Here is a 19159-nt window from a genome sequence, read left to right as displayed (position 1 = left end):
GCCGGAGGAGGCAGGCGTCGGGTCGCCCGTCACTCCTCGGTCGCCATCAGCGGTGCGAGGTACAGCCACTTCCACGAGTCCTTCCCCAGGGTCGACGGCGCCACGGTACTGGCCGTCCGCGGGGCGGAGGCCGCCCGGTCTCCCCAGGTGATCGCGCCGGTCTCCTGGTCGTAGGAGGCCACGACCGGGGCGCGGTAGGCGGCGCCGGGCGCCTTGTCGAGGTTCTGCGCGCCGCGGGCGTTGCTGACCGCGGCCGGCTCGGTGCAGCGCGCGTCCTCGTTCATCGGGATGTCGCCGCGGTCCTGCGGGGTGCGCTTGACGGTGCTCTCGTAGCCGCCCTTGCAGACCTTCTTGGTCGTCAGCACCAGGCCGAAGTGGGCGTCATAGAGGCCGGTCTCCGGGGTCTTGGAGACCACGGTGAACCCGCCCTCGACGGCGTAGGGGTAGACGACCAGCAGCTGCTTGATCCCGTCGAGGTGGCGCACGGTGATCTCGCCGGTGGTGACCAGGTTGTTGAGCAGGTCCCCGAGCTCGACCTCGTTCTGCTCCAGGAAGGTGCGCAGCTGGGTGGCGGTGCCCGAACCGGTGTCGATGAGGCGCCGCAGGTCCTTGTCAGCCCCGGCCAGCGTCCCGCTGAACAGGGAGAGCTGGGAGGCGAAGGTCCGCAGCGCGCTCTGGGTGTCGAGCTGCGTGCCGAGCACGGTGTTGCTGTCGCGGATGAGCGCCGTGGTCAGGTCGAAGTTCGCGTCGGCCTCCTCGATGAACGAGGTGCCGGTGTCGATGATCTTCTGCAGGTCCTCGCCGGTGTCGTCGAAGGCCGTGCCGAGCTCGTTGATCGTTGTCCGCAGCGACTCCTGGTCCACCGAGCCCGCGGTGTCCGAGAGGTCCGCGAGCAGCTTCTCGGTGCGGATCGGGGTGCGGGTGTCGGCGAGGTCGATCTCCGAGCCCTCCTCCAGGACCGGGCCCTCGTCGGCCTGGGGCTGGAGCTCGACGTACTGCTCGCCGACCGCGGACCGGTTGCCGACCAGCGCGAGGGTGTCGGCGGGGATCTCGTCGTGCTCGTTGTCGATGGCCAGGTGCACGTCGACGCCGGAGCCGGTGAGCACGAGCTTGTCGACGCGGCCGATGCCGACGCCGCGGTAGGTGACCTCGCCGCCGGCGAAGATGCCGCCGGACTCCTCGAAGTGCGCCACCACGGTGTAGGCGTCGTCCACGACGAGCCGGTCGAGCCGCGCGTAGCGGGCGCCGACGAAGGTCACGCCGACGAGCGTGATGATGACGAAGACCAGCAGCTGGATCTTGGTACGACGCGTGATCACCGCGCAGCCTCCTTCTGGACCAGCGAGGGCACGAGCAGGGTCACCAGCGCGGGGTCGTAGACGTCCATCAGCTGGCCCATCGTCGGGCCGCGGCCCGGCTCGGTGCCGCCGGTCGTGCCGGTGGCCGGGCCGCCGGACGTGCCGCCGGTCGGGCCGAACGGGGCACGCGGCAGGCCGAGCAGGTCGCCCAGCGCGCCGAGGCCGCCGCCGTTGCCGTTGCCGTCGGTGTCGCCACCGAGCGGGAGCGGCAGGCCGGGCAGCTGGTTGAGGATCGTGCAGACGACGACGTTCTTGTTCTTCGGCTTGGCGCACTCCTCGCGCAGCTCGAGCAGCAGCTGCACGTTGCCGAGCACCTTCTGGCAGGCCTTGCTGGTGAGGCTGAGGCTCTGCAGGCACTTGAGCACGCTGCTGACCACCGCCGTCGGCTCGAGCTCGGTCGGCAGCAGGGTCGGCAGGGACGTCGGGATGCCGGTCACGCCGCCACGGGCGTCGATGTCGAGCTGCACCGAGAGGTTGGTGTAGTCGCCCATGTGCAGGTTGCGCGCGACCTGCGGGTCGCGGCCGACGACCTCGTCGACGAACGGGTAGGTCAGGAAGACGTTGAAGGAGTCGACCAGCGCGTCGCCGGAGTTGGCGAGCTGGGTCAGCACCGGCTGCAGCTGGCGCACGGACTCGATCGTGGCGTCCTTGGAGGCGTTGATGACCCGGACGCCGACGTCGCCGAGGTCGTCGAGCGCGCGGAGCATCTTGACCAGGTCGCCGCGCTGCTGGTCGAGCGACTTGATCGCGCTGGGCAGCTCGTCGAGGGCGAGGTCGATGGTGTCCTGCTGCTCGTCGACGTCGATGGCCAGCTGGTTGACCGACTCGATCGCGGCGACGATGTCGGCGCGGTTCTCGTCGAGGGTGCCGACCAGGCGCCGCGCCTGGGTGAGCACGGACCGCGCGGAGTCCTCGCGGCCCTCCAGGGCCAGGTTGAGCTCGCCCGCGATCGTCTTGAGCTGGGCCACGCCACCGCCGTTGAGGACCAGGCTCAGCGCACCCAGGACCTCCTCGACCTCGGGGTTGCGGCCGGTGCGCTCGAGCGGGATCTCGTCGCCGTCGGCGAGCACCTCGGTGCTCCGGCTGTCCTCGGGCGCCTCGAGGGAGACGAACTTCTCGCCGAGGAGGCTGGTCTGGCGGATCTCGGCGACCGCGTCGGCGGGCAGCTCGGTGTCGCCGCGCACCTCGAGGGTGACCACGGCGGTCTCCCCCTCGAGCGCGACGTCGGTCACCTTGCCGACGCTGACGTCGTTGACCTTGACCGTCGACTGGGGCACGAGGTCGAGGACGTCGGTGAACTCCACCGAGATCGTCATCGGGTCGTCCCCGGTGCTGGTGCCGCCGGGCAGCGGGAGCTTGTAGACGTCGAAGTCGCAGCCGGTCAGCAGCAGCGAGCCGACCGCCACCGCGGCCGTGGCGCGGGCCAAGCGCTGGAACGGGCGCTGGGACGGGCGCTGGAACGGGCGCAGCCTCATCGGGTCACCTCCACGAGCCCGCCGAGGCTCAGGTCGAACCGCTTGCCCGACGAGGAGCCGGTGCCGGCCCCGAAGGGGACCGAGCGCGGGAGGATCGAGTCGACGAGGTCGCACAGCGCCTCGCTGTCGTCGACCTGGTTCAGGATGCTGCACAGCACGATCGACGGGTCGCTGATCAGCTCGTCGGCGAGGTTGCCGATGTTGGCGTTCACGTCGAGGGTGCCGGCCTGCGGGTTGTAGGTCAGGGCCAGGTTGTTCAGCGCCAGCGGCGCGGTGGCCAGCGTCTCGTCGAGCGCGGCGCGCTGCTTGACCAGCACCTTGGCCACCCGGTTGAGCCCCTTGATGTTGCGGCCCAGGGAGTCGCGGTTGGTCTTGACGAAGTCGCCGACCTGGCCGAGCGCGACCGAGAGGTTGCGCAGCGCGGCGGAGAGCTCCTGGCGCTCGTCGGCGAGCAGCGAGGAGACCGAGCCGAGCGAGCCGTTGAAGTCGCGGACGGTCTGGTCGTTCTCCGCGAGCGTCCCGATGAAGCCCTCCAGCTCGGCGAGGGAGCCGAAGAGCTCCTCCTTGTTGTCGTCGAGGGTGGCCGAGAAGCGGCCGAAGTCGCGGATGGTCTGGTTGAGCTTGGCGCCCTCGCCGGCGAAGTTCTCCGCCGTCACCTCGAGCAGGTCGGTGAGCGCGCCGTCGCGGTTGGCTCCGTTGGGGCCCAGGGCGACGGTCAGGTCGTCGATGCTGGAGTAGATGTCGTCGAGCTCGATCGGCACCTCGGTGCGGCCCTCGTCGAGGATCGTGCCGTCGGCGATCACGTCGCCGCCCTCGTACGCCGGCGTCAGCTGGACGAAGCGGTCGCCGACGATCGACGGGGCGACCAGGACGGCCTGGGCGTCGGTCGGCAGCTTGACCTCGCCGTCGTAGCGCATGGTCACCACGACCTTGGTGCCCGACGGCTCCACCGACTCGACCTCGCCGACCGGGACGCCGAGCACGCGCACGTCGCTGCCCTCGTAGAGCGAGACCGCGCGCGGGAAGTGGGCGACGACGGTCTTGGTCCCCGAGCCGCCGAAGACGGTCAGGCCGAAGACGACGACGAGCGCCACGAGGAGCGCCGGGACGACCGCCCGCTTGAGCACGCTCATCCGATCCCCCCTCCGTTGGCCAGGTCCGGCACCGGCGGCAGGTTCTGGATGTAGGTGTCGAACCACGGGCCGTTGCCGAGCGTGTTGGCGAAGACGCGGTAGAACGGCGCCATCAGCCGCAGGCTGTTGTCGATGTTGTCCTCGTTCTTGGTCAGCACGCCGACGACGCTCTCCAGGTTCGACAGCGCCGGGGCGAGGTCCTTGCGGGTGCCCTTGACCAGCGCGGTCAGCTCCTCGGACAGTGTCGAGGTCGCGACCAGCAGGCGGTGGACGGAGTCGCGGCGCTTGAGCAGCGCCCGGAAGAGCACGTCGGCGTCGTCCATCAGGTCGACCAGGTCGCCGTCGCGCTCGTCGAGCACCGAGGAGACCCGACGCAGGTTCTTCAGCAACGAGTTCAGCTCGGTGTCGCGCGAGGCGATGGTCTCCGAGAGTGCCGAGACGCCGTCGAGCGCCGCGCGGAACTCCTCGGGGGTGTTGCGGGTCAGGTCGGCCAGCGTGGTCAGCGAGGCCGCCAGCTGGTCGGTGTCGATGTCGGCGGAGGTCTCGGCCAGGCCCTCGAACGCCTCGACGACGTCGTACGGCGCGGTCGTGCGCTCCTGCGGGATCGTGCTGCCGGCCTCGAGCTGGCCGCCGCCTGCGGGCTCGAGCGCCAGGAACATCGCGCCGAGCAGCGTCTTGACCCGGATCGAGGCAGCGGTGAGGTCACCGAACTCGGAGTCGGTCTTGATCTTGAACGCGACGTCGACCTCGCCGTCGTCGAGGGTCACGCTGTCGACCTTGCCGACGCGGACGCCGGCGATGCGGACCTCGTCGCCTGCCTTCAGGCCACCCGCCTCGGCGAACCGGGCGTGGTAGGTCTCGCCGCCGCCGATGATCGGCAGGTCCTGGGCGCGGAAGGCCGCCATCAGCAGGGCGGTGAGCACCAGGATGCTGACCAGCCCGATGATCACGGGGTTGCGCTCGCGGAAGGGCTTCATCCGAGGTCACACCTCTCCGAGCCGACGGAGTAGGTCACCGGCACCGAGATGTTGGCGGGCAGCCGCACGTTGCCCTTGAAGTGGCACAGGTAGAAGTTGAAGAACGACCCGTAGATCGCGGTCCGGCCGACCTTGTCGAGCTTGATCGGCAGCACCTGCAGGGCCCGGTCGAGCTCGGCCTTGTTGTCGTCGATGTTCTTGGTCACCCGTCGCAGCTGCTTGATGTCCTCGATGAACGGCGTCCGGATCCCCTTGACCAGGTCGGCGGTCTCGTCGGAGAGCGCGGAGATCTGGTCCAGCGAGGACAGGATCGCCTGGCGGTCGGTCTTGAGCCCGCCGACGAACTGCCGGAAGTTCACGATCAGCTCGGAGAGCTGGTCGTCGCGGTCGCCGAGACGCTTGAGCACCCGGTCGAGGTTGGAGATCAGGTCGCCGATGACCTGGTCGCGGTCGGCCAGGGTCTGGGTGACCGACGCGGTGCTGGCCAGCAGCCCCTCGAGGGTGCCGCCCTCGCCCTGGAAGACCTGGACGATCTCGTAGGAGAGCTTGTTGATGTCGTCGGGCGACAGCGCCTGGAACAGCGGCTTGAAGCCGTTGAAGAGCACCGTGAGGTCCAGCGCGGGCGAGGTGCGGTCGACCGGGATCGTCGAGCCCTCCTCGAGCTCGTCGGTCGCGCCGATGCCCTGCGTCAGCGAGATGTAGCGCTGCCCGACGAGGTTGCGGTAGCGGATCGAGGCGTTGGTGGCCTCGCTGAGCGCGACGTCCTCGTCGACGCTGAAGCTGACCCGGGCGCGGGTCCGGTCGACGACCTCGACGTCGTCGACGGTGCCGACCTTCACGCCCGCGACGCGGACGTCGTCGCCCTTGACCACGCCGGTGGCGTCGACGAAGACGGCCCGGTAGTCGCGGGTGGCGCCGAAGGAGAGGTTGCCGATGACGATGACGAGCAGGCCGGTGGCCAGCGCCGTGGTGAGCATGAAGACGATCAGCTTGACCAGGTCGCCGGTGGTGCGCTTGTCGAGCAGGCTCATCGCACCGACACCTCCGCCCCGCGGGTCATCGGGCCGAGCAGGAGCGGGCCCAGGTCACCGACGGCCTCGGGCGTGGTCGCGAGGCCCGGCGCCAGCAGGCTCTTGAGCACCGCGGACTCGGCCGGGCTGCCGGCGTACCCACGACCGGCGGCGAGGAAGCCGGGCGCGACGCGGGAGGTCCCCTTGCCGGTGGGCTCGTCGATGCCGTCGCGGAAGTCGGGCTGGTGGCGCACGGGGTTGTCCTGGCTCCAGGGCGGGTTGGGCAGGTGCAGGCAGTTCGGGCCGCGGTCGTCGGCGTAGACCGGGTCGTCGGCCGGGGTGTAGGGCCGCGGCTGGTTCGGCAGCAGCTCGACGACGATGTGCAGCTCGAAGCCGCGGAACGCCTCGGCCTGGCGCTTGCCGGCGTTGACGAGGCCGCGCAGCAGGCAGGGGAACTCGGTGGAGTACTTCGCGAGCGTCCGCAGGAACGGCTCCCCCACCTCGCCGAGGCGGATGAGGTTGTCCTCGTTGTCGTCGAGGAAGCGGCCGGCGACCTCGGAGAACGACGAGACGTCGTCGAAGAGGGCGTTCAGCTTGTCCTCGCGGTCCTCGAGGGTCCCGGTGGTGAGCACGGTGTCCTCGAGGATCGAGCCCACCTCGGGCAGCACGTCGGAGTAGACCTGCGAGACCTCGGCGGTGAGGCGGAGGTCCTCGACCAGGCGCGGGATCTCGGGGTTGATCCGCTTGAGGTAGCTGTCGAGCGTCTCGAGGTTCTGCCCCAGCGCTTCACCGCGGCCCTCGAGCGCGGTCGCGATCGCGGTGAGCGTGCGGTTGAGCTGGGCCGGCTGGACGGTGCGCAGCAGCGGGTAGAGGTCGGAGAGGACCTCCTCGACCTCGGTGGCGACCTCGGTGCGCTCGATCGTCGCACCGGGCTCGATCGGGCGGTCGTCGGCGTCCTCGGGCACGACCAGCGAGACGTACTTCTCGCCGAAGAGCGTCTTGGGGACGATCGACCCGGTGACGTTGGCCGGGATGGTGTCCCGCTTGCCCTGGTACAGGCCGAGGGTCACCTCCGCGCCGTCGCTGTCGGCGTCGAAGTCGAGGACCTCGCCGACGATGACGCCGCGGATCTTGACGTCCGCGCGCTGCGGCAGCTGCAGGCCGATGCTGGAGGTCTGCAGGGTCACCTCGTCGTACTCGGCGAACTTCTTGGTGAAGACGCCGTAGACGAGCCAGACCGACAGCACGATCAGCGCCAGGAAGGCGATGCCGAGCATCTTGGTGCGACGCAGGATCACGACCTCACCCCGCCAGTCTCACGGTCGTGGTCGTGCCCCAGATCGCCATCGACAGGAACAGGTCGATGACGTTGATGGCCACGATGCTGGTGCGGACGGCGCGGCCCACGGCCACGCCCACCCCGGCAGGACCGCCGGAGGCGTTGTAGCCGTGGTAGCAGTGGATGAGGATCACCACGACGGCGAAGACCAGCACCTTGCCGAAGGACCACAGGACGTCACCCGGTGGCAGGAACTGGTTGAAGTAGTGGTCGTAGGTGCCGGTCGACTGCCCGTAGAACTGGGTGACCACCAACCTGCTGGCGAAGTACGACGACAGCAGGCCCACGACGTACAGCGGCACGATCGCGATGAGGCCGCCGATGACCCGGGTCGCGACGAGGAACGGCATCGAGGGGATCGCCATCACCTCGAGGGCGTCGACCTCCTCGGAGATCCGCATCGCGCCGAGCTGGGCGGTGAAGCCGCAGCCGACGGTCGCCGCGAGCGCGATGCCCGCCACCAGCGGCGCGATCTCGCGGGTGTTGAAGTAGGCGGAGACGAAGCCGGAGAACGCCGCCGTGCCGAGCTGGTTGAGCGCGGCGTACCCCGACAGGCCGACCTGGGCGCCGGTGAAGAACGTCATGCCGATGATGACGCCGACGGTGCCGCCGATGACGGCGAGCGCGCCCGAGCCGAGGGTGACCTCGGCGAGGATCCGCATGATCTCGCGCGGGTAGCGCGCCACGGAGCGCGGCGTCGCCTTGAGCACGCGCAGGTAGAACGCGAGCTGCCCGCCGAGGGTGTCGAGCTGGTCCAGCGGACGCTGCACCACGGACTTGATGCTGGCCACGGGATCAGCCTGTCTTCGGGGGCACGAGCTGGAGGTAGATCGTGCTCAGGACGAAGTTGACGATGAAGAGCAGCAGGAAGGTGATGACGACCGACTCGTTGACCGCGTCGCCCACACCCTTCGGGCCGCCGCCGGCGTTCATGCCCTTGTACGCCGCCACGATGGCCGCGATGAAGCCGAACACCAGCGCCTTGAGCATGCCGACCCACAGGTCGGGCAGCTGCGCGAGCGCCGTGAAGCTGGCCAGGTAGGCGCCGGGCGTGCCGTCCTGCAGGACGACGTTGAAGACGTAGCCGCCGGCCACGCCGACGACGCTGACCATGCCGTTGAGGAAGACCGCGACGAGCATGCAGGCGAGCACGCGGGGCACGACCAGGCGCTGGATCGGGTCGATGCCCAGCACCATCATCGCGTCGAGCTCCTCACGGATGCGCCGGGCGCCGAGGTCGGCCGCGATGGCCGAGCCGCCCGCGCCCGCGATGAGGAGCGCCGTCGCGATCGGGCCGGCCTGCTGGATGACCGCGAGCACCGAGGCGGAGCCGGTGAACGACTGCGCGCCGAACTGCTTGATCAGGCCGCCGACCTGCAACGCGATGACCGCACCGAAGGGGATGGCGACCAGCGCGGTCGGGATGATCGTGACCGACGCGATGAACCAGGCCTGCTGGAGGAACTCCCGCAGCTGGAAGGGGCGTCGGAACAGCCCGCGGCCGACGTCGAGGCCGAAGGCGAAGAGCTTGCCCGCGGTGCCGACAGGTCGGAGGACGCGGGACGCGGTGAGCTGGGCCAAGGCGCCTCAGCCGCCCGTCGTCATGGTCATGTTCTCCTCGAACGACCCCGGCGGCGGCGTGATCCCGTGCTCGCGGCACCACGAGCCGGGCTCGCGCTGGCTGCGGCGCGGGATGCCGTTGGAGGGCTCGAGCTGCATCGGGATCGGCGGCAGCGGCGGCAGCTCCTGGTCGGCCTCGGCCGCGAGCTCGTCGGCGTCCTTCTCCTCGGACATGCCGATCGGGCCGACGCGCTGGGCGTTGAGGAACTGGCGCACCACCGGCTCCTCGGAGCTCAGCAGCATCTCGCGGGGGCCGAACATCGCCAGGTGCTTGTGGTAGAGCAGGCCGATGTTGTCCGGCACCGTCCGGGCGGTGTTGATGTCGTGGGTGACGATCAGGAACGTCGCGTCGATCTGCGCGTTCAGGTCGACGATCAGCTGGTTGAGGAACGCCGTGCGGACCGGGTCGAGGCCGGAGTCGGGCTCGTCGAAGAGCACGATCTCGGGGTCGAGCACCAGCGCGCGCGCCAGGCCGGCGCGCTTGCGCATGCCGCCGGAGATCTCGCCGGGCAGCTTGTCCTCGGCGCCGAGGAGGCCGACGAGGTCCATCTTCTCCATCACGATGGCGCGGACCTCGGACTCGGACTTCTTGGTGTGCTCGCGCAGCGGGAAGGCGACGTTGTCGTAGAGGTTCATCGAGCCGAACATCGCGCCGTCCTGGAACAGCACGCCGAAGAGCTTGCGGATCTCGTAGAGCTCCTTCTCCGAGCAGCTCGCGATGTCGGTGCCCTCGATGATGATCGAGCCCTTGTCGGGCTTGAGCAGCCCGATCAGGGTCTTGAGGAACACCGACTTGCCGGTGCCGGAGGGGCCGAGCATCACGCAGATCTCCCCCGCCGGGACCGTGAGGGAGACGTCGCCCCAGATCAGCTGCTTGCCGAAGGACTTGCTCAGGTCCTCGACCTTGATCTCCACGCCCATGCTGCACCTCTCCCCGACCGAGTGGTCCGCTGTCCCGATCGGGGCAGCGGACGCGGACACCACCGACGTCCGTCTGTCATCCCCACTCGTCGGTAACAACGGAGTGTCCGCGGCGAGGTTACGCGACGAGGCGACGTGCGTCACGTGACGGATCTCTCGTGAGACCCGATCGGGGCCGTCGCGCTCCCGCGGCCGGCTGTCGCGGGCCTGACCTGCAGAAATGACAACGGGGCGGCCACCTCCGTGAGGAGGTGGCCGCCCCGGTGCACCAGCCCTCGCCGGTCACCCGGCGAGGGCCGGAGAGGTCACTTGAGGGTGACGGTGGCGCCGGCGCCCTCGAGGGCCTCCTTGGCCTTCTCCGCGGCGTCCTTCGCGACCTTCTCGAGGATGGCCTTGGGGGCCGACTCCACGAGCTCCTTGGCCTCCTTCAGGCCGAGGGAGGTCAGGGCGCGGACCTCCTTGATGACGTTGATCTTCTTGTCACCAGCGGACTCGAGGACGACGTCGAACTCGTCCTGCTCGGCAGCGGCCTCGCCGCCACCGGCACTGCCGGCAGCGGGGGCGGCGGCAACGGCGACCGGAGCGGCCGCGGTGACGCCGAAGGTGTCCTCGAACTGCTTCACGAACTCGGAGAGCTCGATGAGGGTCATCTCCTTGAACGCGTCGAGGAGCTCGTCGGTGGTGAGCTTCGCCATGATGGCAACCTTTCGGATCGGTTGGCCCGCCGCGTCGTGAGCGGCCGGGCCGGGTTTCAGGTGGTGGTAGTACTCAGCCTGGATCAGGCGTCGGTGGCTGAGTCGTCAGCCGGGGCAGCCTCGTCGGCGGCCGGTGCGGCCTCCGCCTCGGCAGCCGGGGCCTCCTCGGCGGCGGCCGGCGCGCCGGCACCACCTGCGAGGATCGAGGGGTCCTCCTCGGCCTTCGCCTGCAGCGCACCCGCGAGACGGGCGGCCTGGGCGAGGGGGGCGTTGAGGAGGTAGACGGCCTGGCTGAGCGACGCGAGCATCGCGCCGGCCAGCTTGCCCAGGAGCACCTCACGGGACTCGAGGTCCGCCAGCTTGGCGATCTCCGAGGCGTCGAGGGGCTTGCCGTCCAGGACGCCACCCTTGATGACCAGGGTGGGGTTGGCCTTGGCAAAGTCACGCAGACCCTTGGCCGCCTCGACCACGTCGCCGTTGATGAAGGCGATGGCGGTCGGGCCGGTCAGCAGGTCGTCGAAGCCTTCGATGCCCACCTCGGTGGCGGCGATCTTGGCCAGCGTGTTCTTGACCACGGCGTAGTTGGCGTTCTCGCCGAGGGAGCGCCGCAGGTCCTGCAGCTGCTTCACGGTGAGACCGCGGTACTCGGTCAGCACAGCACCGGCGGAACCGTTGAAGGACTCAACGATCTCCGCGACGGCTGCCTGCTTGTCTGCCCGCGCCATGGGTCTCCTTCCGGGTGTCGACCACCGCGTCCGGCCCCGGAACGACGAACGCCCCGAGCGCGGGCGCTCAGGGCGTGGTGCGATCCTCGGAAGGATCTCGCTCTGCTCACCTGCGCTGGTCGTCCGCGTCCGCGAACCTTCGGTCGTGCTGCTGATGCACCACGGCAACCGGCGGTCTCTGGTTTCAGGGAGGAACTCTACGCACGGCCCCGGGAGCCACCAAATCGGCGGCCGCACGGACCGAGCGGCGGCCGCGGGGGTCGCCCGGCGGCGTACACGCACGACGCCCCGGCCACCTGCAGGTGACCGGGGCGCCGTGGAGCGGGGAGGGAGCTCAGGCCGAGGCCTCGTCCTCCTGCGCGACGTTCTTGGTGCGGTTCGGGTCCACCTGGATGCCCGGGCCCATCGTCGTGGAGACGGTGACCTTCTTGACGTAGCGACCCTTGGAGCTGGCCGGCTTGAGGCGGAGGACCTCCTCCAGCGCCGCGGCGTAGTTCTCCGCGAGCTGGGCCTCGGAGAACGAGGCCTTGCCGATGATGAAGTGCAGGTTGGCGTGGCGGTCCACGCGGAACTCGATCTTGCCGCCCTTGATGTCGGTCACGGCCTTGGCCACGTCCGGCGTCACGGTGCCGGTCTTCGGGTTCGGCATGAGGCCACGGGGGCCGAGCACGCGGCCCAGGCGACCGACCTTGCCCATCATGTCGGGCGTCGCGACGACGGCGTCGAAGTCGAGCCAGCCGCCGGCGACCTTCTCGATCAGCTCGTCGCCCCCGACGACGTCGGCGCCGGCCTCACGGGCGGCCTCGGCCTTGTCGCCGTTCGCGAACACCAGGACCTTGGCGGTCTTGCCGGTGCCGTGGGGCAGGTTGACCGTGCCGCGGACCATCTGGTCGGCCTTGCGCGGGTCGACGCCCAGGCGCATGACGACGTCGACGGTCTCGTCGAACTTCTTCTTCGAGGTGGTCTTGGCGATCTTGATCGCGTGGAGCGGGGCGTGGAGCTCGTCCTTGTCGAACGTGTCCGCCGCTGCGCGGTAGGTCTTGCTGCGCTGCATGTCTGGGTCTCTTCTCTTCCAGTGTGGTCAGGTGGGCCAGCGCGGCCCTGCCACGGGATGTGTGCGGAGTGCCTGCGAGGAGGCGGTGCCGACCCGAGGGCCGGCGGGAGGTCAGTCGGTGGTGACGCCCATGGAGCGAGCGGTGCCCTCGACGATCTTCATCGCGGCCTCGATGTCGTTGGCGTTGAGGTCGGGCAGCTTGGTCTGCGCGATCTCGCGGACCTGGTCCTTGGTCAGCTTGCCGACCTTCTCCTTGTGCGGGACGCCCGAGCCCTTCTGCAGGCCGGCGGCCTTCTTGATGAGCTCCGCGGCCGGCGGGGTCTTCGTGATGAAGGTGAAGCTGCGGTCCTCGTAGATCGTGATCTCGACGGGGATCACGTTGCCGCGCATGGACTCGGTCTGGGCGTTGTACGCCTTGCAGAACTCCATGATGTTCACGCCGTGCGGACCGAGGGCGGTACCGACCGGCGGGGCCGGCGTCGCGGCACCGGCCTGGAGCTGCACCTTGACCAGTGCGGCGATCTTCTTCTTGGGAGGCATGCTCTGTCTCTTTCTCTTCCGTGGTCATGACGAGGACGTACGTCGTCCTCTGCCACCTGCTGTTGCGCGAGCAACCGCACCATTGTGCGGCGTGGTGCTCGGTCTGTGGAAATCGTGGTATCCGGACTCCTGGGCCCAGCCCGGGTGTCTGGCGTCCGTCAGCCGCGGACGACTGCCGTCGGTCTCGACACGCGCGTCACGGCTTCGTCCCTCAGCCGTGGCGCTCGCTCGACCCCAGCGCGGGTCTGAGCCGGAGCGGAGCTCCGTCTCAGACGCGCTGGATCTGGCTGAAGGACAGCTCGACGGGGGTCTCGCGGCCGAAGATCTCCACGAGCGCCTTGACCCGCTGGGACTCGGCGTTGATCTCGGTGATCGTGGCGTGCAGCGTGGCGAACGGGCCGTCGACGACCATGACCGAGTCGGAGACGTCGAAGTCGGCGACCTCGACGGGCTTCTTCGCGGTGGTCGAGCCGGCGCTGGCCGGCGCGGCGGTGCCGGCGGCAGCGGCCTCGGCCTCGGCCCGGGCCACGACGGCGGGGGCCAGCATGTTCTCGACCTCGGTCATGCTCAGCGGCACCGGCTGGTGGCTGTGGCCGACGAAGCCGGTCACCGACGGGGTGTGCCGCACGGCGGCCCACGACTCGTCGGTGAGGTCCATGCGCACGAGCACGTAGCCGGGCAGGACGGTCCGCTTGACCATCTTGCGCTGGCCGTTCTTGATCTCCGCGACCTCCTCGGTGGGGACCACGATCTCGTGGATGTAGTCCTCCATGTTCAAGGAGATGATGCGGTTCTCCAGGTTCGACTTCACCCGGTTCTCCATGCCGGAGTAGGTGTGCACGACGAACCAGTCGCCCGGCTTGGCCCACAGCTCGCGGCGGAACGCCTCGAGCGGGTCGTCGGCCTCGTCGTCGGCGGCCTCGGCCTCGTCGTCCTCAGCACCCTCCCCGTCGGCGTCGGCGTCGTCCGGGGACTCGGCGGCGTCGGCGTCGTGCGCGGCCTCGACCTCCTCGGCCGTGGGCAGGTCCGTGTCGAGGCCCATGGCCTCGTCGGTGTCCTCGTCGGTGACCTCGGTGTCGAGCGCCGGGTCCAGCTCGACCTCCGAGCCCTCGTCGGGCTGGCCGAAGACGTCCTCCAGCGACGGCTCGTCCGCCGTCGGGGTCGCCTCGGTCTCGTCGTACTGCTCGGACACGTGCTGCTCCATCAGTTGGTCGTCAGGTGGGTCTGGGTCCGGCGCGGGCCGGACCGGGTCACTGGTCGCCGCCGCCGGCGAAGACCTCGAAGGCCAGCTGGCCGAAGCCGAGGTCGAGCAGCGAGACGAGCGCCATCATGAAGAGGACGAAGACCAGGACCACCAGGAAGTAGGTGACCAGCTGCTCCTGGGTCGGGTAGACGACCTTGCGCAGCTCGGCGACAACCTGGCGGTAGAACGTCGCCGGGCCCGTGCGCGGCTTGTCGGCCTTGTCCTCACGGGTCCCGCGGACGGCGTTGCTGTCCGACACGCCGGTCACCTCTTCTCGATCATGTGTGGTGCTGTCGATCTCTGGGATCTGCAGTCGATCTGCAGGGCACGAGGGACTTGAACCCCCAACCTTCGGTTTTGGAGACCGATGCTCTGCCAGTTGAGCTAGTGCCCTCCGGTGGATCCGGGGCATGCCGAAGCATGGGGAGAGACCACCAGGGGTGGAGTCTACGTGGTCCACCGAGGCGGAGTCCAAACTGCCGCCGCTCGGCCGTGGGTCCGGAGCCGAAACAGCCTCGGGCCCGGCTGCCCACCGCCCCTACGATGGGGCGCATGACCTCCCAGCCCGGCCGGCCCGACCCCACCACCAGCCCGCGCGAGCGCCCCGTGTCCCAGCGCGTCGGCGCGATCGCGGAGTCCGCGACGCTGAAGGTCGACGCGAAGGCCAAGGCGCTCAAGGCCGAGGGCCGCCCGGTGATCGGCTTCGGCGCCGGCGAGCCGGACTTCCCCACCCCCGACTACATCGTCGAGGCCGCGGTCGAGGCGTGTCGCGACCCGCGCAACCACCGCTACACCCCGGCCGGCGGCCTGCCGGAGCTGAAGAAGGCGATCGCCGAGAAGACCCGCCGCGACAGCGGCTACGAGGTCGAGCCCGCCCAGGTGCTGGTCACCAACGGTGGCAAGCAGGCGATCTACGAGGCGTTCGCCGCGATGCTCGACCCGGGCGACGAGGTGATCGTGCCCGCGCCGTACTGGACCACCTACCCCGAGTCGATCCGGCTGGCCGGCGGCGTACCGGTCGAGGTGCTCGCCGACGAGACCCAGGACTACAAGGTCACCGTCGCGCAGCTCGAGGCCGCGCGCACCGCACACACCAAGGTGCTGCTGTTCGTCTCCCCCTCCAACCCGACCGGCGCGGTCTACAGCGCCGACGAGATCCGGGCGATCGGCGCGTGGGTCGAGGAGCACGGGCTGTGGGTGCTGACCGACGAGATCTACGAGCACCTCGTCTACGACGCCGCCGACGGCACCCGCACCGAGACCGGCTCGCTGCCGGTGCTGTGCCCCGAGCTGGCCGAGCACACCGTCGTCGTCAACGGCGTCGCGAAGACCTACGCGATGACCGGCTGGCGCGTGGGCTGGATCATCGGCCCGAAGGACATCGTCAAGGCCGCCGGCAACCTGCAGTCGCACGCGACGTCCAACGTCGCCAACGTCTCCCAGCGCGCCGCGCTCGCCGCGATCGAGGGCGACCTGGCCGCCGTTGAGGAGATGAAGACCGCCTTCGACCGCCGCCGGCAGACCATCGTGTCGATGCTCAACGAGATCGACGGCGTGCTGTGCCCGATGCCGACCGGCGCGTTCTACGCCTACCCCTCGGTCAAGGGGCTGCTCGGCAGGACCTACGACGGCCGGGTCATCGACTCCTCGGTGGACCTCGCGGAATACATCCTTGAGAAGGCCGAGGTCGCGGTCGTGCCCGGTGAGGCGTTCGGGTCGCCCGGCTACCTGCGGCTCTCCTACGCGCTCGGGGACGACGACCTCGTCGAGGGCATCTCGCGGCTGCAGAAGCTCTTCGCTTGATCCCTCCCACCGACCGCCCCGCCGGCTCCGCCGGTGACGTCGCTGGTGCTGGTGCGCCCGTCCCGCGGGCCGTGCGTGCGCTGCCCAAGGCGCACCTGCACCTGCACTTCACCGGCTCGATGCGGCACGCGACGCTCCTGGAGCTGGCGGAGCGCGACGGGATCCGGCTGCCCGACCAGCTCGTCTCGGAGTGGCCGCCGCAGCTGAGCGCGGCCGACGAGAAGGGCTGGTTCCGCTTCCAGCGGCTCTACGACGTCGCGCGGTCGGTGCTGCGCACCGAGGACGACGTGCGGCGTCTGGTGCGGGAGGCCGCCGAGGACGACGTCACCGACGGCGGCCGGTGGCTGGAGATCCAGGTCGACCCGAGCGGGTACGCCGCGCGGTTCGGCGGTGTCACGGCCTTCACCGACCTGGTGCTGGACGCCGTCGCGGACGCCTCCCGGTCGACCGGGCTGGGCATCGCGCTGGTCGTCGCCGCCAACCGGACCCGGCACCCGCTCGACGCCCGCACGCTGGCTCGGCTGGCCGCGCAGTACGCCGGCCGCGGGGTGGTCGGCTTCGGGCTGTCCAACGACGAGCGGCGCGGGAGCACCGGCGAGTTCGCCCGTGCGTTCTCGATCGCCGAGCGGGCCGGGCTGGCGCTCGTCCCGCACGGCGGTGAGCTGCGCGGCCCCGAGCACGTGCGGGTCTGCCTCGACGAACTGCACGCCGACCGGCTCGGCCACGGGGTCCGCTCGGCGGAGGACCCGGCCGTCCTCGAGCGGGTCGTGGCCTCCGGCGTCGCGCTGGAGGTGTGCCCGGTCTCGAACGTCGCCCTCGGCGTCTACTCCGACCTCACCTCGGTGCCGCTGCCCACGCTGCTCGCGGCCGGGGCCACGGTCGCGCTCGGCGCCGACGACCCGCTGCTCTTCGGCTCCCGCCTCGCCGGCCAGTACGCCACGATGCGGGCCGCTCACGACCTCCCCGACGCCACGCTCGCCGAGCTCGCCCGGATGTCCTTCCGCGCCTCCCGCGCCCCCTCCGACGTCGTCGCCGCCGGTCTCGCCGGTGTGGATGCGTGGTTGGCCAGCTGATCCGGCCCGGGAGGGGTGCGTGGATCCCAGGTTAACTTGGGATGCTCACGCTTCGCGGCCAACGCATCGGCCGGGGAGCGTGAGAGATGGCCGCGGAGTGGGAGAGAAGGCCGCGGAGTGGGAGAGAAGGCCGCGGAGTCCCGTGGACCCCAAGTGAACTTGGGATGCTCACGCTTCACGGCCAACGCAGCGGCCGGGGAGCGGGAGGGATGGCCGCGAAGTGGGGGGCGGAGCGGGCTAGAGCTCGCAGCCGACGAGGACGGGCTCGTTCACCAGCCGGATGCCGTACGCCGCGTGGACGCCGTCGCGCACCTCGCGGGCCAGCGCGAGCAGCTCCTCGGTGGTGGCCCCGCCCCGGTTGGTGAGCGCCAGGGCGTGCTTGGTCGACAGGGAGACCCGGCCAGCGGCGTACCCCTTGCCGAAGCCGGCGTGGTCGATCAGCCAGGCGGCCGAGGTCTTGACCAGGCCGTCGCCGGCGGGCCAGGCGGGCGCGCCGTCGGGGACCTGCCCGGCGGGGACGATCGGGTTGGTGAAGAACGAGCCGGCGCTCCACGTGTCGGGGTCGGCGTCGTCGAGGACCATCCCCTTGCCACGGCGCAGGCCGAGGACGGCCTCGCGCACCTCGCGCAGCGACGCCCGCCCGCCGATGTCGACACCGAGGGCGCGGGCCAGCTCGGCGTACTGCACCGGGGCGCCGAGCGTGCCCTGGCGCAGCTGGAAGGTGACCGAGAGGACGACGTGGCGGCCGGGGTCGGCCTTGAACCGGGAGTGGCGGTAGGAGAACTGGCACTCGGCGTTGGCGAAGGTGCGCACGCCGCGCAGCACGCGGTCCCAGACGCGGACCGAGGCGATGGTCTGGGCGACCTCCTGGCCGTAGGCGCCGACGTTCTGCACCGGCGTCGCGCCGACCGAGCCGGGGATGCCGGAGAGCGCCTCGACGCCGACCCAGCCGCGCTCGACGGCGACCTCGACCAGGTGGTCCCACGACTCCCCCGCGGCGACCGTGACGAGCACGCCGCCGCAGGACGGGTCGTCGTCCTCGGTGTCGGGGGTGATGCCGGTCGTGGCGACCTTCACGACCCGGCCGGCGAAGCCCTCGTCGGCGACGACGAGGTTGCTGCCGCCGCCGAGGACCAGCACGGGCCCGTCGGTGTCGAGGGCCGCCACCAGCTCGTCGTCGGTGGTGGCCACGACGAGCTCGGCCGCCGGGCCACCCAGCCGCAGCGTCGTGTGGTCGCGCAGCAGCCTCGACCCGGTGGGCGGGGCGTCAGGCACGGACGACGGCCTTCGGCATCCCGAGCACCTTCTGCCCCTCGCTGGTGACCGTGAGCCGCAGCGTGGCGCGGCCGTCCTCGACCGAGGCCACCTCGCCGGCCACCTCGACGCTCACGCCGGTGTCGTCGTCAGGGACGACGACGGGGGCGGTGAACTTCGCGCCGAGCTCGAGCACCTCGGCGTCGTCGGTCCACGTCGCGACGGCGCGGGCGGCCAGGGCGAGGGTGTACATGCCGTGGGCGATGACGCCGGGCAGGCCGACCGCCATGGCGACCCGGTCGGACCAGTGGATCGGGTTGAGGTCGCCCGAGGCGCCGGCGTACCGCACCAGGTCGGCGCGACGCACCACGAAGGTCTGCGTCGGGAGGGTGGTGCCGGCCTCGAGCGTCATGCCGCACCGCCCCGGTGGACGAGCGTCGCGCTCGTCGCGCAGACCAGCGCGCCGTCGGCGTCGCGGACCTCGCTGGTGGTGCCGATGACGTCGTTGCCGCCGATCGAGCGGACGCTGGCGACGGTGAGCGCGGCGGTCAGCACGTCGCCGACCCGCAGCGGGCGCTCGTAGCGGAACTTCTGGTCGCCGTGGACGATCCGGGCGAGCTCGACGCCCTCGGCCTCCAGGAAGGCGTTCATCGCCTCGAAGGCCAACAGGATCGGGAACGTCGGCGGCACGGGGCCGCCGTCCCAGTCGGCGCCGGTGGTCGCGGCGAGCTCGCGCACCTTCGCCTCGGAGACCGGGTAGGGCCGTGTGGGCGGGTAGGTCCGTCCCACGAGCGAGGCGTCGACCGGCATGCGGCCGACCCTAACCCGCCGTGGTCATCGGGGGCGGACGCGGTCAGCCGAGGGGGACCAAGCGAGACCACGACGAGCGGGCGGTCCCCCGGGCCGATGCCGCCTCCGGGAACGACGAACGACCCGCCC

General features: G+C 70.6%; 20 protein-coding genes and 1 tRNA gene. 2 read left to right on the top strand and 19 right to left on the bottom strand.

What is annotated here, in order from left to right:
- Positions 1-29 precede the first annotated feature (29 nt).
- The 16 genes from QWY29_RS00675 to QWY29_RS00600 form a co-directional block, all read right to left on the bottom strand.
- Positions 30-1319: an MCE family protein gene (locus tag QWY29_RS00675; RefSeq protein ID WP_300958698.1), complete on the bottom strand. Its 1290-nt coding sequence runs from the start codon at positions 1317-1319 to the stop codon at positions 30-32.
- On the bottom strand, positions 1316-2833 hold the full coding sequence (locus tag QWY29_RS00670) for an MCE family protein (protein WP_300958697.1): 1518 nt from the start codon (positions 2831-2833) through the stop codon (positions 1316-1318). Before QWY29_RS00670 ends, QWY29_RS00675 begins: the two co-directional genes overlap by 4 nt.
- The gene (locus tag QWY29_RS00665) at positions 2830-3966 is read right to left on the bottom strand and encodes an MCE family protein (RefSeq protein WP_300958695.1); all 1137 of its coding nucleotides are present in this window, start codon (positions 3964-3966) and stop codon (positions 2830-2832) included. The genes QWY29_RS00670 and QWY29_RS00665 overlap by 4 nt, the downstream gene beginning before the upstream one ends.
- Positions 3963-4943 (bottom strand): MCE family protein, encoded by a 981-nt coding sequence (locus QWY29_RS00660; RefSeq protein ID WP_300958694.1) that lies wholly within the window; start codon positions 4941-4943, stop codon positions 3963-3965. Before QWY29_RS00660 ends, QWY29_RS00665 begins: the two co-directional genes overlap by 4 nt.
- Positions 4940-5974: an MCE family protein gene (locus QWY29_RS00655; RefSeq protein ID WP_300958693.1), complete on the bottom strand. Its 1035-nt coding sequence runs from the start codon at positions 5972-5974 to the stop codon at positions 4940-4942. Before QWY29_RS00655 ends, QWY29_RS00660 begins: the two co-directional genes overlap by 4 nt.
- Positions 5971-7251, bottom strand: a complete 1281-nt coding sequence (locus QWY29_RS00650) for an MCE family protein (protein WP_300958692.1) — start codon at positions 7249-7251, stop codon at positions 5971-5973. The genes QWY29_RS00655 and QWY29_RS00650 overlap by 4 nt, the downstream gene beginning before the upstream one ends.
- Positions 7252-7255: 4 nt before the next feature.
- On the bottom strand, positions 7256-8083 hold the full coding sequence (locus QWY29_RS00645) for an MlaE family ABC transporter permease (protein WP_300958691.1): 828 nt from the start codon (positions 8081-8083) through the stop codon (positions 7256-7258).
- A 4-nt stretch (positions 8084-8087) separates the two neighbouring features.
- The gene (locus QWY29_RS00640) at positions 8088-8873 is read right to left on the bottom strand and encodes an MlaE family ABC transporter permease (protein WP_300958690.1); all 786 of its coding nucleotides are present in this window, start codon (positions 8871-8873) and stop codon (positions 8088-8090) included.
- A 6-nt stretch (positions 8874-8879) separates the two neighbouring features.
- Entirely contained in the window at positions 8880-9833 is a 954-nt protein-coding gene (locus QWY29_RS00635; protein ID WP_300958689.1) for an ABC transporter ATP-binding protein, read from the bottom strand.
- A gap of 305 nt (positions 9834-10138) precedes the next feature.
- The gene (gene rplL, locus QWY29_RS00630; protein WP_300958687.1) at positions 10139-10528 is read right to left on the bottom strand and encodes a 50S ribosomal protein L7/L12; all 390 of its coding nucleotides are present in this window, start codon (positions 10526-10528) and stop codon (positions 10139-10141) included.
- 83 nt (positions 10529-10611) lie between these two features.
- Positions 10612-11253, bottom strand: a complete 642-nt coding sequence (rplJ, locus tag QWY29_RS00625; RefSeq protein WP_300958686.1) for a 50S ribosomal protein L10 — start codon at positions 11251-11253, stop codon at positions 10612-10614.
- A gap of 334 nt (positions 11254-11587) precedes the next feature.
- Positions 11588-12307, bottom strand: a complete 720-nt coding sequence (rplA, locus tag QWY29_RS00620) for a 50S ribosomal protein L1 (protein WP_300958684.1) — start codon at positions 12305-12307, stop codon at positions 11588-11590.
- 111 nt (positions 12308-12418) lie between these two features.
- On the bottom strand, positions 12419-12847 hold the full coding sequence (gene rplK, locus QWY29_RS00615; RefSeq protein ID WP_011754170.1) for a 50S ribosomal protein L11: 429 nt from the start codon (positions 12845-12847) through the stop codon (positions 12419-12421).
- Positions 12848-13115: 268 nt separating this feature from the next.
- Positions 13116-14051: a transcription termination/antitermination protein NusG gene (nusG, locus tag QWY29_RS00610; RefSeq protein WP_300958683.1), complete on the bottom strand. Its 936-nt coding sequence runs from the start codon at positions 14049-14051 to the stop codon at positions 13116-13118.
- Between the two features lie 46 nt (positions 14052-14097).
- Complete coding sequence (gene secE / locus QWY29_RS00605) at positions 14098-14349, bottom strand: preprotein translocase subunit SecE (RefSeq protein ID WP_300958681.1); 252 nt, start codon at positions 14347-14349, stop codon at positions 14098-14100.
- A 62-nt stretch (positions 14350-14411) separates the two neighbouring features.
- Positions 14412-14484: transfer RNA gene (locus tag QWY29_RS00600), tRNA-Trp, on the bottom strand.
- 158 nt (positions 14485-14642) lie between these two features.
- Here QWY29_RS00600 and QWY29_RS00595 point away from each other — a divergent pair.
- Together QWY29_RS00595 and QWY29_RS00590 are read left to right on the top strand one after the other, a co-directional pair.
- A complete protein-coding gene (locus QWY29_RS00595; RefSeq protein ID WP_300958680.1) occupies positions 14643-15893 on the top strand; it encodes a pyridoxal phosphate-dependent aminotransferase in 1251 nt (416 codons plus the stop codon).
- Between the two features lie 71 nt (positions 15894-15964).
- Positions 15965-16966 (top strand): adenosine deaminase, encoded by a 1002-nt coding sequence (locus QWY29_RS00590; protein ID WP_300959581.1) that lies wholly within the window; start codon positions 15965-15967, stop codon positions 16964-16966.
- A gap of 237 nt (positions 16967-17203) precedes the next feature.
- Here the strand turns inward: QWY29_RS00590 and QWY29_RS00585 are convergent, their stop codons facing one another.
- The 3 genes from QWY29_RS00585 to QWY29_RS00575 are packed head-to-tail and all read right to left on the bottom strand — an operon-like array spanning position 17204 to position 19030.
- A complete protein-coding gene (locus tag QWY29_RS00585; RefSeq protein ID WP_300958679.1) occupies positions 17204-18241 on the bottom strand; it encodes a UDP-N-acetylmuramate dehydrogenase in 1038 nt (345 codons plus the stop codon).
- Positions 18234-18632 (bottom strand): MaoC/PaaZ C-terminal domain-containing protein, encoded by a 399-nt coding sequence (locus QWY29_RS00580; protein ID WP_300958678.1) that lies wholly within the window; start codon positions 18630-18632, stop codon positions 18234-18236. The genes QWY29_RS00585 and QWY29_RS00580 overlap by 8 nt, the downstream gene beginning before the upstream one ends.
- Positions 18629-19030: an FAS1-like dehydratase domain-containing protein gene (locus QWY29_RS00575; RefSeq protein WP_300958677.1), complete on the bottom strand. Its 402-nt coding sequence runs from the start codon at positions 19028-19030 to the stop codon at positions 18629-18631. The genes QWY29_RS00580 and QWY29_RS00575 overlap by 4 nt, the downstream gene beginning before the upstream one ends.
- Between the last annotated feature and the right edge of the window lie 129 nt (positions 19031-19159).

This window comes from Nocardioides abyssi (assembly GCF_030412915.1).
Classification (GTDB): Bacteria; Actinomycetota; Actinomycetes; order Propionibacteriales; family Nocardioidaceae; genus Nocardioides; species Nocardioides abyssi.
This window is presented reverse-complemented; position numbering and strand designations above follow the sequence as displayed.

Excerpts from the sequence above, each read along its gene's own strand:
- QWY29_RS00670 (WP_300958697.1), bottom strand. The coding sequence starts at position 2,833 with ATGAGGCTGCGCCCGTTCCAGCGCCCGTCCCAGCGCCCGTTCCAGCGC.
- QWY29_RS00665 (WP_300958695.1), bottom strand. The coding sequence starts at position 3,966 with ATGAGCGTGCTCAAGCGGGCGGTCGTCCCGGCGCTCCTCGTGGCGCTC.
- QWY29_RS00660 (WP_300958694.1), bottom strand. The coding sequence starts at position 4,943 with ATGAAGCCCTTCCGCGAGCGCAACCCCGTGATCATCGGGCTGGTCAGC.
- QWY29_RS00655 (WP_300958693.1), bottom strand. The coding sequence starts at position 5,974 with ATGAGCCTGCTCGACAAGCGCACCACCGGCGACCTGGTCAAGCTGATC.
- QWY29_RS00635 (WP_300958689.1), bottom strand. The coding sequence starts at position 9,833 with ATGGGCGTGGAGATCAAGGTCGAGGACCTGAGCAAGTCCTTCGGCAAG.
- rplL (WP_300958687.1), bottom strand. The coding sequence starts at position 10,528 with ATGGCGAAGCTCACCACCGACGAGCTCCTCGACGCGTTCAAGGAGATG.
- rplJ (WP_300958686.1), bottom strand. The coding sequence starts at position 11,253 with ATGGCGCGGGCAGACAAGCAGGCAGCCGTCGCGGAGATCGTTGAGTCC.
- rplA (WP_300958684.1), bottom strand. The coding sequence starts at position 12,307 with ATGCAGCGCAGCAAGACCTACCGCGCAGCGGCGGACACGTTCGACAAG.
- rplK (WP_011754170.1), bottom strand. The coding sequence starts at position 12,847 with ATGCCTCCCAAGAAGAAGATCGCCGCACTGGTCAAGGTGCAGCTCCAG.
- nusG (WP_300958683.1), bottom strand. The coding sequence starts at position 14,051 with ATGGAGCAGCACGTGTCCGAGCAGTACGACGAGACCGAGGCGACCCCG.
- QWY29_RS00595 (WP_300958680.1), top strand. The coding sequence starts at position 14,643 with ATGACCTCCCAGCCCGGCCGGCCCGACCCCACCACCAGCCCGCGCGAG.
- QWY29_RS00580 (WP_300958678.1), bottom strand. The coding sequence starts at position 18,632 with ATGACGCTCGAGGCCGGCACCACCCTCCCGACGCAGACCTTCGTGGTG.
- QWY29_RS00575 (WP_300958677.1), bottom strand. The coding sequence starts at position 19,030 with ATGCCGGTCGACGCCTCGCTCGTGGGACGGACCTACCCGCCCACACGG.